Annotated in this window: 13 protein-coding genes; all 13 read left to right on the top strand. The window is 46.1% G+C overall.

Annotated features, from left to right (window positions below):
- Positions 1–50: 50 nt before the first annotated feature.
- The 13 genes from KNQ07_RS07710 to KNQ07_RS07650 all read left to right on the top strand — a co-directional run bounded on the left by KNQ07_RS07710 (position 51) and on the right by KNQ07_RS07650 (position 13367).
- Positions 51–659: a superoxide dismutase gene (locus KNQ07_RS07710; RefSeq protein WP_214765925.1), complete on the top strand. Its 609-nt coding sequence runs from the start codon at positions 51–53 to the stop codon at positions 657–659.
- 138 nt (positions 660–797) lie between these two features.
- Positions 798–2870, top strand: coding sequence for a peptidoglycan D,D-transpeptidase FtsI family protein (locus tag KNQ07_RS07705; protein WP_012369763.1), 2073 nt, complete (start codon positions 798–800; stop codon positions 2868–2870).
- Positions 2871–3094: 224 nt separating this feature from the next.
- Positions 3095–4039: a PstS family phosphate ABC transporter substrate-binding protein gene (locus KNQ07_RS07700; RefSeq protein ID WP_214765923.1), complete on the top strand. Its 945-nt coding sequence runs from the start codon at positions 3095–3097 to the stop codon at positions 4037–4039.
- Between the two features lie 95 nt (positions 4040–4134).
- Positions 4135–5076, top strand: a complete 942-nt coding sequence (pstC, locus tag KNQ07_RS07695; RefSeq protein WP_012369765.1) for a phosphate ABC transporter permease subunit PstC — start codon at positions 4135–4137, stop codon at positions 5074–5076.
- A gap of 1 nt (position 5077) precedes the next feature.
- Positions 5078–5986 carry a phosphate ABC transporter permease PstA gene (gene pstA, locus KNQ07_RS07690; RefSeq protein ID WP_012369766.1) on the top strand — a complete coding sequence of 303 codons (909 nt, stop codon included), beginning with the start codon at positions 5078–5080 and terminating at the stop codon, positions 5984–5986.
- Between the two features lie 100 nt (positions 5987–6086).
- A complete protein-coding gene (pstB, locus tag KNQ07_RS07685; RefSeq protein WP_051524104.1) occupies positions 6087–6863 on the top strand; it encodes a phosphate ABC transporter ATP-binding protein PstB in 777 nt (258 codons plus the stop codon).
- Between the two features lie 17 nt (positions 6864–6880).
- The gene (phoU, locus tag KNQ07_RS07680; RefSeq protein ID WP_012369768.1) at positions 6881–7543 is read left to right on the top strand and encodes a phosphate signaling complex protein PhoU; all 663 of its coding nucleotides are present in this window, start codon (positions 6881–6883) and stop codon (positions 7541–7543) included.
- 107 nt (positions 7544–7650) lie between these two features.
- Complete coding sequence (locus KNQ07_RS07675) at positions 7651–8388, top strand: DUF4912 domain-containing protein (RefSeq protein ID WP_214765921.1); 738 nt, start codon at positions 7651–7653, stop codon at positions 8386–8388.
- A gap of 39 nt (positions 8389–8427) precedes the next feature.
- Complete coding sequence (locus tag KNQ07_RS07670) at positions 8428–10611, top strand: 1,4-alpha-glucan branching protein domain-containing protein (protein WP_214765919.1); 2184 nt, start codon at positions 8428–8430, stop codon at positions 10609–10611.
- Between the two features lie 104 nt (positions 10612–10715).
- Positions 10716–10865: a 50S ribosomal protein L33 gene (gene rpmG / locus KNQ07_RS07665; RefSeq protein WP_012369771.1), complete on the top strand. Its 150-nt coding sequence runs from the start codon at positions 10716–10718 to the stop codon at positions 10863–10865.
- A 61-nt stretch (positions 10866–10926) separates the two neighbouring features.
- The gene (locus KNQ07_RS07660) at positions 10927–11475 is read left to right on the top strand and encodes a 5-formyltetrahydrofolate cyclo-ligase (protein WP_214765917.1); all 549 of its coding nucleotides are present in this window, start codon (positions 10927–10929) and stop codon (positions 11473–11475) included.
- A complete protein-coding gene (locus KNQ07_RS07655) occupies positions 11466–12245 on the top strand; it encodes a DUF92 domain-containing protein (RefSeq protein WP_012369773.1) in 780 nt (259 codons plus the stop codon). Before KNQ07_RS07660 ends, KNQ07_RS07655 begins: the two co-directional genes overlap by 10 nt.
- 168 nt (positions 12246–12413) lie before the next feature.
- The gene (locus KNQ07_RS07650; RefSeq protein WP_214765915.1) at positions 12414–13367 is read left to right on the top strand and encodes an L-lactate dehydrogenase; all 954 of its coding nucleotides are present in this window, start codon (positions 12414–12416) and stop codon (positions 13365–13367) included.
- Positions 13368–13520 lie beyond the last annotated feature (153 nt).

Below are 13520 nucleotides of genomic sequence, written 5' to 3'. Positions count from 1 at the left end.
GTCTTAAAGAGTACTGAAATTCCGAAAATAGGATAAAGGGGGACATGAAAATGTCAAAATTTGAATTACCAGAACTCGGCTACGCTTATGATGCGCTGGAGCCACATATCGATGCTCGTACGATGGAGATTCACCACTCTAAACACCACAATACGTATGTCACTAACGTGAATGCAGTACTTGAAGGGTCAGAGCACGAAGGGAAATCACTTGAAGAATTACTTCAAAACCTGGATTCACTTCCTGCAAACATTCAAACAGCTGTCCGTAACAATGGTGGCGGTCACTGGAACCACTCGTTCTTCTGGAAACTCTTGAAAAAGAACGATGGAGCAACTCCAACTGGAGAGCTTGCTTCAGCAATCGACGAATCATTCGGTTCGTTTGATACGTTCAAAGATGAGTTTACAAAAGCAGCAACAACACGTTTCGGTTCAGGCTGGGCGTGGCTTATCGTTGACGGCGGCAAATTAGCAGTCGTTTCAACACCAAACCAAGACACACCAGTCATGGAAGGGAAAACGCCGATTCTTGGACTTGATGTTTGGGAACATGCGTATTACCTCAACTATCAAAACCGTCGTCCGGATTACATCAACGCATTCTTCAACGTCGTTGACTGGGATCACGTGGCAAAACTTTACGCTGACGCAAAATAATCGTGAGATTAAACATCGGTTCCTGTTCTGGGAATCGATGTTTTTTTTAATGCGGAAAATGATGGGATAGGTTGTTATGGAAAGTTTCCTTCTATATAATGAAACAAGATGACTTTTTGAACGATAGGGGAGTACGCCATGGCGAAACGAATCACGGTGAAGGGAAAACGGCGGAATCATCTGCCGCTTCGCCTTAACTTAATGTTTTTTGTAGTATTTTTATTGTTTGCGATTTTAATCTTTCGCTTAGGTGTCGTCCAGATTGTGAATGGTGAAAAGATTTCACGGGAAGTCCAGAAGACGGAAATGATCGCATCGAAATATGAAGTTCCGCGCGGAAAGATTTATGACCGGGACGGAAGGTTGTTGGTCGATACGATTTCGAAATATTCAATTGTCTACCGTCGTTCCCAAAATACGAAAGTCGACGAACGGATTGAAATCGCCTCTCGTCTTGCGGCGATTATCAATCTTCCGAAAGACGATTGGAAAGTAACGGAACGCGACATGAAAGATTACTGGGTAGCCGTCAACGGTGAAGAATCAGATCGACGCTATAAGCAGGCGGTAGAAAAACGTTATCCAGATGCGGAAAAGCAGAACAAGCTGTCGATTTCGGAACAGGATCAAATCCGTCTCGATACGATTACGAAAAAAGATATCGACTTTGATGATAAGACGATGGAAATCATCGCTATCAAACACAACATGGAAGTCGGTTATGCGCTTGACCCGCAGCTCGTTAAATTAGGAGCGAGCGCCAAGGAAATGGCGATTATCGATGAGAACCTTGAAGATTTAAAGGGTGTATCGGTAGAGCCGTTTTATGAACGTTCTTATCCGTATGAAGGAACGCTGCGGAACATCTTCGGGAAGTACTCAAAAATTCCCGCTGAACAGCAGGCGGAGTTTAAAGCAAAAGGATACAGTTTAAATGACCGGGTCGGAACGTCATTCCTTGAACAGCAGTATGAAGACCTGCTCCGCGGGAAACCGGCATACGATGTCTATGAAACGTTTAACGGTGAACCGGTCGGTGAGCCGAACCGGGAAGAAGGCGAGTCCGGAAAAGACCTCGTCTTAACGGTTGATGCAGAATACAACAAACAAGTTGATCAAATCCTGCAGCAGGCGATCAAGATGGGCCGCGGCATGGGAAGCGGTTATCTGAAAGAAGGATATGCCGTTGTCATGAATCCGAAAACCGGTGAGATTTTGGCCATGTCCGGTCAAAAGCTCGATACGGCAACCAATAAATTCAGTGATGTTGCGATCAATAACGTGTTGACTTCCCTGCAAATCGGTTCGACGATTAAAGGGGCAACGGTCGCGATGGGACTTGAAGAAGGCGTTATCCGTCAAAACGAAGTCATCAATGATGCACCGATCACGATTGGTGGTACGAAAAAAGGATCGTATGTGAATATGGGACCGATTACGGACTTAACGGCACTAGAGCGTTCGTCAAACGTCTACATGTTTAACATTGCGATGCGGATGGCAAAATATCCGAGTAACGGTGTCGCCGGTGCAAGCGTCGATGCGGCGGCAGCGATTATGCAGAATTATTACAGTCAGTTTGGTCTCGGTGTGACGACAGGCATCGATTTGCCATACGAAGCCAAAGGGGTACAAGGGACGCCGGACCGTGTCACACTCTTGATGGACCGAGTGATTGGTCAGTATGATGCTTTTACACCGCTTCAAGTGGCGCAGTATGTTTCGACACTCGCAAACGGCGGATACCGGGTGCAACCGCACTTCTTAAAAGAAGTCTTGGCTTCGAACTCGATTGAAGACGAAACGAAAAAAGTCGATTACAGCTTTAAAACGAACTATTTAAACCGGATTGAAGTCAGTCAAGCGAACATTGATCATGTCCGCGAAGGATTCCACCGCGTTGTCAAAGGGGAACGCGGGACAGCCAAAATCATCGCCCAAACCGGCATTGATGCGGCAGCGAAAACGGGAACGGCTCAGGTCAGTGTATACGGCGAAGACGGCATTGCGCTTCGGGACGGCAGCGGACAACCGGTTCGTTCATTAAACTCGAACTTGGTCGGCTGGGCACCGTACGACAATCCGGAGATGGCATGGGCCGTGTTCCTTCCATATATGGAGCAGGAAACCGTCAACTCGAAAATTGGTCATGATTTAGTGAAAGCGTACTTTAATGTGAAAGACGTTCCATGGCAGACTAAGCCAAATTAACTAGTGAAGCGAAGGTGAGGAAACTCATCTTCGCTTTTTTTGTATGGATTGACCTGTTTTTCTAATGGAGTTGAGTTTGTAAACGCGGAAATACACGACTTTACAATTCTTTTACGTTGGATTCATTTTGGTTTAATAGTTCATCGGTAGTATAAGTCTTGTAAGGAAAACGGATATAAAGTCGTAGCGTGACCAGCGACATACTTCGAGGAGGAAAATTAATCATGTCTTGGATGAAAAAAACAGCACTTATCACAACGGTAGCTTCAATCGCAGTAGTCGGTGCGGCATGCGGTAATGACAAAGGCGGCTCTTCAAGTTCTTCAGATCTTTCAGGAAAGATCGCTATTGATGGATCTTCAACAGTCTTCCCAATCATGGAAGCTGTTGGTGAAGAATATTCGATCGAACAACCAGACGTTGATGTCACGGTCGGAGTATCCGGTACTGGCGGCGGATTCAAACGTTTTGTCGTTGGTGAAACAGACCTTTCAAACGCCTCGCGTGAAATTAAAGAAGAAGAAGCAGCAGAAGCTGAAAAAAATAGCATTGAATACACAAAATTAGCTCTTGCTTACGACGGATTAACAGTCGCAATCAGTAAAGAGAACACATGGGTCAAAGAAATGACACTCGACCAGTTAGAGAAAATCTGGTTGGATCCGAATGTGAAGACATGGAAAGATGTCGATTCTTCTTATCCAGCAGAACCAATCAAATTCTTCAGCCCGGGTAAAGATTCCGGAACATTTGATTTTTTCTCAGAAAAAGTTCTTGAGAAAAAAGATATGCGTAAAGATGTTCAGCTTTCAGAAGATGACAACGTCCTTGTCAAAGGAGTCGAAGGAACAAAAGGTGCGATTGGTTACTTCGGATACGCTTATTACGCGGAAAACAAAGATAAGTTAAAAGAAGTACCGCTTTCGGCTGAAGGAAAAGACGCAGTCGATCCAACACCGGAAACGATCAAAGATCTTTCTTACCCGCTGTCACGTGAAATTTATACGTACGTCAACAACAAGTCGTTGAAAGACAAAAAACAAGTCGCGGACTTCGTTAAATTCACAAATGAAAATGCTGGAGACTTATCAGAAGAAGTCGGTTATATCAAAATGCCGCAAGATCGTTACGATGAAAACACAAAAGCCATCGAAGATGCAATGAAATAACCATCATTACACGAGGACGGCCCGAAAAAAGGGGGATTTCCCTTTTTTGGGGCCACGTTCTTATGTAGGTATGATGAAGTAGGGAGCGAAGAAGGGTGAATCCATCATCAAACAAATCGGTTCGCGAGCTGATCCAAAAGAACCGACAACAAAAATTTAGTATGAAAAACATCATGGAACGTATTATGCCGATCGTATTGTTTCTCTGTGCGTTCGTATCCGTCGTTACGACCATCGGCATCATTCTCACGTTAGTTATTGAAACAGAACACTTCTTTGAAGTTGTTTCGTTTAAAGAATTCTTCGGCAGCACAAGCTGGTACCCGCTGAACTCTCAACCGGAGTACGGAATTTGGCCGCTTGTCGTCGGAACACTTGAAATTACCGTGATTGCGATGCTAGTTGCCGTGCCGATCGGACTCACTTCTGCGATTTATTTGAGTGAGTATGCATCAGAACGCGCCCGTCGTGTTCTTAAACCGATTCTTGAAGTCTTAGCAGGCGTTCCGACAATCGTTTTCGGATTCTTCGCCTTGACGTTTGTCACACCGTTACTCGTAAAACTTATTCCGGGTCTTGCGATTTATAACGCATTAAGTCCGGGAATCGTTGTCGGAATCATGATCATCCCGATGATTGCGTCGATTTCAGAGGATGCAATGAGTTCTGTTCCGAAAAAAATTCGTGACGGTGCGCTTGCACTCGGTTCCACACGTCTCGAAGTTGCTTTAAAAGTCGTAGTTCCGGCAGCACTTTCCGGAATCATTGCCTCAATCGTTCTCGGTATGTCCCGTGCAATCGGTGAAACGATGATCGTGACGATTGCAGGTGGATCAAACCCAACGGCTGCAGTAAATCCGTTAGAGCCGGTACAGACGATGACGGCTTATATCGTTCAAGTTGCACTCGGTGACGCCGGTTATGGCACGATTGAATATTACAGTATCTACGCTGTCGGTACGTTGTTGTTCGTCTTTACTCTATTGATGAACTTACTCGCGAACTGGATCACGCGTCGTTTCAGAGAGGAGTACTAAGATGGCCTTACCAGAAAAACAACCTGTACAGAAAAAGTTTATTGATCCTGCTGCTGTGAAAAAATCAATCAGCCAGCGTCTTGTCGTAAACAATGTCACGAAAGTCGTATTCTTAATTGGACTGTTATTCGGTTTAGTCGTACTTGGTATTCTGCTCTTTGGTGTCATTCGTGACGGAGCGGCCTGGTTATCACTCGACTTCCTACAAAATGCACCATCCCGCCGGCCGGATCGTGCCGGAATCTATCCTGCGCTGATGGGATCGATTTTCCTAATGCTCCTGATCATTCCGATGATTTTCATCTTGGGTGTCGGAGCAGCGATTTATTTGGAAGAATATGCGAAAAAAGGCCGCATGACATCGTTCATCGAAGTCAATATCTCAAACTTGGCGGGTGTTCCGTCGATTGTTTTCGGATTACTCGGCTTAACCTTTTTTGTCCGGAACATGGGCTTCGGCTCGACGTTGATCGCCGGAGCATTAACGCTTGCGCTGATGAGCTTGCCGGTCGTCATCGTTTCATCGCAAGAAGCAATTCGTGCGGTGCCGCAAGCGATGCGTCATGCGTCACTCGCCCTCGGAGCCTCGAAATGGCAAACGACGTTTAAAGTCGTTTTACCGGCGTCGCTTCCGGGCGTCATCACGGGAATCATCCTTGCCGTCTCGCGTGCCATCGGAGAAACGGCACCACTCATCATGGTCGGAGCTGCCATCTTCATCGCCCGTGCACCGGAAGGGATTTTCTCAGAGTTTACAGCGTTACCGATTCAAATCTACAACTGGACAAGCCGTCCGCAAGCTGACTTCCAAGGTCTGGCTGCTGCCGGAATCATCATCCTGATGGTCATCCTCTTGACGATGAATTCACTGGCGATTTGGATCCGCAACCGTTTTTCAAAACGATACTAATCACACCTATATAACGAATTACGTTCTGAATCATGAAGGAGGAACACAGATGATGGATACGAAGCTGACGACAAAACCAGCCAAAGAAGGGGCAAAAACAATGAATCAACCAGTAGCTGCGCGACAAAGTGTATACCGTGTCAATGATTTGAACCTATGGTACGGTGATGATCATGCTTTGAAAGATGTTAATCTGGACATTAAACAAAATGAAGTGACGGCCATCATCGGACCGTCAGGATGCGGGAAATCGACGTTCATCAAAACGTTGAACCGAATGGTCGAACTCGTTCCGATCGTACGGACGAACGGTGTCATCGAATACCACGGCCGTAATATCTTTGATAAGGATTACGAAGTCGAAGAATTGCGGACATCGGTCGGAATGGTCTTCCAGCAACCAAACCCGTTCCCAAAATCGATTTATGACAACATCGCATACGGACCGCGTGTCCACGGTGTCAAAAATAAAAAAATCCTGGATGAGATTGTTGAACGCAGTTTACGCGGGGCAGCGATTTGGGATGAGGTCAAAGACCGCTTGAACGAAAACGCCTATGGACTGTCAGGCGGACAACAACAACGTCTCTGTATCGCCCGTTGCCTGGCAATCGAACCCGATGTCATCTTGATGGATGAGCCGACATCTGCACTTGATCCGATCTCAACGTTGAAAGTCGAAGAATTGGTACAGGAATTGAAAAAAGATTATTCGATCATCATTGTGACGCATAACATGCAACAAGCAGCACGTGTCTCGGATAAAACAGCATTCTTCTTGAACGGTGAAGTCGTTGAATTTGACCAAACGGATCGTATTTTCTCAAATCCGAGTGACAAACGGACAGAAGACTATATTTCAGGACGATTCGGATAACAAGGAGGAACTTTTCAATGGCAGCGAACCGGACGATTTTTGGAGAAAACCTGGCAGTACTTGATCAAAAAGTATTTTTATTGGCCCGAAAGACAATGCAACAGATCGCAACGACGGCAGAAGCCCTCGAAAAATATGATCGTGAGATTGCGCTTAAAGTCATCGAAAATGATAATGAACTTGATGCACTCGAACTGGAGATCAACGATGATGCAATTTTACTGATTGCGAAACAACAGCCGGTCGCCACCGATTTACGACGGTTGGTCACAGCAATGAAAATCGCGAGCGACTTGGAGCGGATCGCGGATTACGCGGGTAACATTTCTAAAGCCGTCTTGCGTGTCGAGACGTTCCCTTACGTCATTGACATCTCGTTATTAAAAGAAGCGTTTGAAACGTTACTCGACATGACGGAAACCGCGATTGTCGCCTACCGTGACGGTGACATCGAAAAAGCAAAAGCCCTGTCCGATCTCGATAACATCATTGATGACACGACGTACAAAGCATTGCGGCAATATATGCGGCATATGTCCCTGCAACCGGTTGTCGTTGATGAAATCATGCAATTTACGAATATTTGCCGGTACATCGAACGGATGGGTGACCATTTAACGAACGTCGGCGAGCATTTGATTTACATGGCAAAAGGAAAGCACTATGATTTAAATAGCTAAGTACAGTAGGCTGGAGGGAAATCCTCGGCCTACTTTTTTTGTAAAGGATTTTGAAACAAGTTTGTAGAATAAGAAAGAAGTGAATAAAGAGAAAGAGGTGATAGGTAATGCTTGAAAAAATCATAAAATTAAAAGAACAAGGACTAACAATCAAACAAATTGCGGAAAAGATCGAATCGACAGAAGGTAAGGTCAAATATGCCTGGAGTAAATACCGGAAGTCATTAACGGAAAATAAAGCAGTTTCAACAGAGTCGACTCCGGTCGCTAAACCTAAAAAGAAGAAGGCAGGCGTAACCGTGAGTGCTCCGAAACAAAATGAAATCGTACCTGCATTAACAGCTGTCCCTTCATTAGAGCGGGATGCGTTTGGAATGGCGACTCATTATGAAGATGACATCATCCATGCAATCGTCCAATCTCCGACAGCGGTCTATGTCTACTGGGAATTGTCTGAATTGTCCCGAAAGATGCTTGAGACACATTACCATGCATCGTTCGACTCGTTCCGGAAAGAAATGCGCATCATTGATGTGACGTTGCGGGATTATGAAAAAGGTGAAGTCAACCGTTCTTATCAATTTGAACTGCCGGAAATGACGAATACATGGTTTGTCCGTCCGTTGATGCCAAATACTACATACATCATCGAATGGGGCATTCAAACAATCGACGGTGATTTTCTTCCTGTTCTCCGGTCAAAACCGGTCGAGACACCACGTGACGAGCCTGTCGTAGACGGACGTTTTTCAGAAGTCGTCGCGCGCTGGCAGTATGGAGAAGTCGAGCAGCCGGAATGGGTGGAAGTATTACGTCCATACTCCTATTTTGATCGGATTCGCTGAAGAAAATAGATAGACAGCAGAAGGAGAGGAAGAACAGACATGCGCAAAGGTTATTTTTCACTTGTTTTACATGCCCATTTACCATACATCCGACATCAGGAAGCCCATCGTCTAGAAGAGAGATGGATGTACGAAGCCATTTCAGAAACATATATTCCATTACTATGGGAAATTGACCGCTTGGAGCGTCCGCTTGGCTGGACGATCAGTATCTCTCCACCGGTCATCGAGATGTTGGCAGACTCGCTCATTCAAGATCGTTATGTGGAGCATCTGGACGATACGTTACGATTGATTGAACAGGAGTTACAACGCGAGTTGGTGAACGAGGAACGTGATGCCTTACTCTTTTACAAAGAACGCTATCATGATTTAAAAGTGACGTTCGAGCACTGGGGGCGTAACTTAAACCATGCTTTCCGCCATTACAAGGAACAAGGTTATCTCGAATTGATGACTTGTACCGCGACACACGGATTCAGTCCGCACATGCTGTCGGAACAAGCGGCACGTTCTGAAATTCAGACAGGGTTAAACTGTTTTGAACGCCATTACGGTTATCGTCCGACCGGTCTATGGATGCCGGAATGTGCATATACGCCGGGTCTTGATAAAATCATGTACGAAGAAGGTATCCGTTACACGTTCGTTGACGAACATTCGATCCTGAATGCCGATCCTACGCCGAAACACGGTATCGGAGCACCGGTTTATTCGCCGCATGGTGTCGCTTTATTCCCGCGTGATCAAATCATCTCGGGCCGGATCTGGAGTTCAGTCATCGGTTATCCGGGACACCCGGATTACCGTGAGTTTTATCGTGATCTCGCCTATGACCGGGAATGGGATCAAATTGCTGAATTCATGCATCCGGAAGGACTCCGTTACGACACGGGCTTAAAACTTCACCGGGTAACGGGCGAGTCGGACCAAAAAGAATATTATGTCCGTGATTGGGCCTGGAAACGGACGGATGTCCATGCGAACGATTTTGCGGAAGCACTTGCGAACCATTTAGATGAGCAGAGCGGACAAGATTTCCCGCCGTTCCTCGTCACGGCACCATTCGATGCCGAGTTATTCGGACATTGGTGGTTCGAGGGGCCGGACTTCCTCGGAAAAACGATGGAACGATTCGAAGACTACGGCATCGAGTCGATTTCTCCGGCGATGTTCTTAGAACGTCACTTCCAGGATATTGAAACGGTTCACATTGCCATGGGAACATGGGGACGTAAAGGTTATGCCGACGTCTGGATCAATGAGCGGAATGATTGGATGATCCGTCACCTGCATCAACTTGAAAAACGGTTGGCAGGTGTCGTTGCCCGTAATCGTCATCAAGATCAGCTGACGGTGAAAGCCAAACGCCAATTGATTCGGGAGTATCTGCTTGCCGTTTCGAGTGACTGGCCGTTTATTCTTGACGGACAGACGACAGCACAGTATGCAGCGAACCGCTTCCGTGAACACATCAAACGTTTTGAAGAGACGGAACGCCGCCTTGATGCACAAGAGCTGACACTGGATTGGTTGGAAGAACGGTATGCAGAATACCCGTTCCTCGCCGATACAGACATTGAACCGGATGTCTTCTTGACGCCGCACGATTACTACGTGGCGGTTCAACGGGAAGCATCATGGAACAGTGAGGCCGTTTTACTTGTGACCACTCAATATGATGATCCGAATCGTCCGGTTGCAGAATACGCAAAACGATTAGCTGCATCCGGTGAAAATGTGTACGTCATCACATCAGGCGCGACGGGCTATCGACATGAGGATGGTATCCATGTCTATTCTGTCGAAGTTAATGGTCTACCGCTCGTTCAGACGTATAATCAATTGGCCGGCTTAAATTTGGCAGTCTTGCGTCAAGCGCAGGCGTTGAATAAAATCGTCGAGTTCCGTCTTGTCCATAACTTTAATATGGAGACGGCTTCAGCAGCCCAATCGTTTGCGGAAATGAACGGATTGCCACTTGTAAGCAACGTGTATGACTTGGAAAGCGAACGTTCTCCGTCAGGAACAGGCGGACTGGTCGTAGCAATCAAACGACTGGAAGGCGAAGCATTACGTCATTCGGACGTCATTTATCTCGAACGAGAAGAAGCGAGAAACGGGATCGAACAGGATTATCATGTCGCAAAAGAACTGCGTACATTCCAGGTGGACCTTGAAAATCCATACCAGCATATAATGAATCCAAAAAAGAACGGATGAACAGTTGCAATTCACTTCCTTTCTTGGTACGATACTTGAGTATGCTTAACCTTATGTAAAGCAAAAATACTTGATACATCGAGAGCTAGATAGGAGGGAATCCCATGCGCGTTAAAATTACTTTGGCTTGCACTGAAACTGGTGACCGTACTTATATCACTAAGAAGAACAAGCGTAACAACCCAGAGCGTCTTGAGTTGAAGAAATACAACCCACGTCTCCGTAAGCACACACTTCACCGTGAAGTAAAATAATTGAGATGGAAGCCGTCACCTTGTGTGATGGCTTTTTTGTTGAATAAGGGGGATTGGCAGAATGGAAAAGCAGGAAATCCGGCGATGGATCACCGATCAGTTAAACCGGTTGGAAAACCGGGAACAAAAGCAACAGCAGATTTATGATCAGTTATTTGAATTACCGGAGTGGAAAAATGCTCAATCGATTGCTGTCACACTGTCGTTTCGTAATGAATGTGCGACGGATCCGATTGTTTTAAAAGCCTGGCAACTCGGAAAACAGGTAGTCATTCCGAAAGTCATACAACAGGAAATGAAATTTTTTGAATACGTACCGAACAGTCCGTTAATTGAAACGAAGATGGGTATTCGTGAACCGGATGACCAGGCGAACGAGCAATCTTTGCGTTCAGTCGATCTTTGTCTTGTTCCTGGACGGGCTTTCACACGTGCAGGATACCGCATCGGATGGGGCGGCGGTTTTTATGACCGGGCATTAACTGACTACCCGGGGCATACGGTAGCGGTTACGTTTGACTGTCAGCTCGTTTCTGATTTTGAGGTGGAACCGTTTGATCAACCGGTCCAAAAAATCGTAACCGAGTCTAAGGTCATCGTATGTCGGTAATATACGGTGTCGTATTTTGTTTGCTGCTCGGATATATCGGTTACCGGTTTCGTCTATTGACCGTCAGCGGCAGTCTCTTTACGGTGGTCGTCGGTTCGCTTGTCCTTGCTGGTTTCGGATACCCCGGACTTGTCATGTTAATGCTCTTTTTTGGCAGTTCCAGTTTGTTATCGAAACTCGGGAAACGAAGAAAACAATCAGTGGATCAAATTGTCGAAAAAGATGGACCGCGTGACGGCTGGCAGGTTCTTGCAAATGGAGGCATCGCAGCATTAGCTTCCATAGGATTCAGTTGGACAGAACACACGTCGTTTCTCGTCTTATTTTTGGTTGTCCTTGCAGCATCCAATGCGGACACATGGGCTTCTGAAATCGGTCCGTTATCAAAAAAAGATCCTTTCCTGTTTACGGGACGGCGTGTACCGGCCGGGACGAGCGGTGCCGTTTCGTTTCTTGGGACATCGGCAACGATCGTCGGCGCCCTATTTATTGCGACAGCGGGAGACCTGTTGTTTGATTTACCAACGGGGACGTGGCTATTGATCGCAGCAGGCGGCATCATAGGTAGTCTGCTTGATACCGTATTCGGGGGGACGGTCCAGCGGAAATTCCGGTGTGTCGTCTGTTCGAAAGAAACGGAGAAACGCCGGCACCACAACCAACCGACCCTTTATTTAAAAGGGTGGAAATGGCTCGGGAATGACGCCGTCAACTTTTTATCGAGTACGTTAGCCGGAATGATTGGTTTTATAGGGCATCGAATGTGGTAACTTGAAATGGAAGATGTCACTTTTCCTTATGTTAGGATATTATTGACACAATTTAGACAAGATGTGAACGATTTCATTAATTCCTAAACTTTGTGAAAGATGTTACAATCTAATTGTGAGGTAGTTAACAAACTTTTAAATTACCTATCAGAAAGGTGGATATAAAGGATGGAATTACATGCGAAAGTGACACGTGTAGCGTTAATTGGGGCGGGGGCTGTCGGTTCAAGCTTTGCTTATCAGATGTCAACGGCAGGATTGTGTGAAGAATTGGTTATCATCGACGTAAATAAAGCCAAAGCGGAAGGCGAAGCGATGGATTTAAATCACGGAACACCATTCAGCTCTTCTCCGATGCGGATCTGGGCAGGGGATTATTCAGACTGCAAAGAAGCGGAAGTGATCGTCATCACAGCAGGCGCGCCACAAAAACCGGGTGAAACCCGACTCGATCTTGTTGCTAAAAATGCGTTAATCATGAAAGAAATGGTGCGTCAAATCATGGAGTCCGGTTTTGATGGCATCATCGTCGTTGCCTCTAATCCGGTTGACATCATGGCCCACTTAGCTTGGAAATATTCCGGTCTTCCGAAATCCCGTGTCTTTGGCTCAGGAACGGTTCTGGATACGGCACGTTTACGCCAAATGCTCGGTGAATACTTCCACATCGATTCCCGTAATGCCCATGCGTATATTCTCGGTGAGCACGGGGACACCGAATTTGCAGCCTGGAGCAATTCCCGGATCTATGGTAAAACGATTGATGAATTGTTAGCGGAAGATGACCGATACTCGCAAGCGGATCTTGATCAGATTTATATCAATGTCCGCGATGCAGCCTATCATATCATCGAACGAAAAGGTGCGACGTATTATGCAATCGGACTTGGACTCGTTCGAATCGTCCGGGCGATTCTTGGAAATGAGAACTGTCTTTTGACGGTCGGTGCGCACGTCGACGGTCAGTATGGAATTTCCGGGATTCATATCGGCGTCCCGGCAATCATCAACCGGCAAGGGGTCCGGGAAATCATTGAAGTTTCTTTAACGGAAGAAGAATTGAAAAAATTCCATCACTCAGCAGAAGTGTTACGGCAAACGATGGAACCTGTCCTTCACTGAGGTGAAGACGCCATCTGCTGCGATCCATCTGCTTGAAGTAAAAAGACCATTCCTTTTTAATCAGTGAACTGCTCCCCGTCAAGTAGACAGGCGAAATAATAAAAATCTTTTAAACGGCTTGAGCTCTGAATTCCAGCGGACTCAAGCCGTTTA

The organism is Exiguobacterium sp. s145 (assembly GCF_018618835.1).
Lineage (GTDB): Bacteria > Bacillota > Bacilli > Exiguobacteriales > Exiguobacteriaceae > Exiguobacterium_A > Exiguobacterium_A artemiae.
The sequence above is the reverse complement of the archived record's forward strand: the minus strand, read 5'-3'. Positions and strand labels throughout refer to the sequence as shown.

Excerpts from the sequence above, each read along its gene's own strand:
- pstA (WP_012369766.1), top strand. The coding sequence starts at position 5,078 with ATGGCCTTACCAGAAAAACAACCTGTACAGAAAAAGTTTATTGATCCT.
- KNQ07_RS07650 (WP_214765915.1), top strand. The coding sequence starts at position 12,414 with ATGGAATTACATGCGAAAGTGACACGTGTAGCGTTAATTGGGGCGGGG.
- KNQ07_RS07670 (WP_214765919.1), top strand. The coding sequence starts at position 8,428 with ATGCGCAAAGGTTATTTTTCACTTGTTTTACATGCCCATTTACCATAC.
- KNQ07_RS07700 (WP_214765923.1), top strand. The coding sequence starts at position 3,095 with ATGTCTTGGATGAAAAAAACAGCACTTATCACAACGGTAGCTTCAATC.
- KNQ07_RS07660 (WP_214765917.1), top strand. The coding sequence starts at position 10,927 with ATGGAAAAGCAGGAAATCCGGCGATGGATCACCGATCAGTTAAACCGG.
- phoU (WP_012369768.1), top strand. The coding sequence starts at position 6,881 with ATGGCAGCGAACCGGACGATTTTTGGAGAAAACCTGGCAGTACTTGAT.
- KNQ07_RS07710 (WP_214765925.1), top strand. The coding sequence starts at position 51 with ATGTCAAAATTTGAATTACCAGAACTCGGCTACGCTTATGATGCGCTG.
- KNQ07_RS07705 (WP_012369763.1), top strand. The coding sequence starts at position 798 with ATGGCGAAACGAATCACGGTGAAGGGAAAACGGCGGAATCATCTGCCG.
- rpmG (WP_012369771.1), top strand. The coding sequence starts at position 10,716 with ATGCGCGTTAAAATTACTTTGGCTTGCACTGAAACTGGTGACCGTACT.
- KNQ07_RS07675 (WP_214765921.1), top strand. The coding sequence starts at position 7,651 with ATGCTTGAAAAAATCATAAAATTAAAAGAACAAGGACTAACAATCAAA.
- KNQ07_RS07655 (WP_012369773.1), top strand. The coding sequence starts at position 11,466 with ATGTCGGTAATATACGGTGTCGTATTTTGTTTGCTGCTCGGATATATC.
- pstB (WP_051524104.1), top strand. The coding sequence starts at position 6,087 with ATGAATCAACCAGTAGCTGCGCGACAAAGTGTATACCGTGTCAATGAT.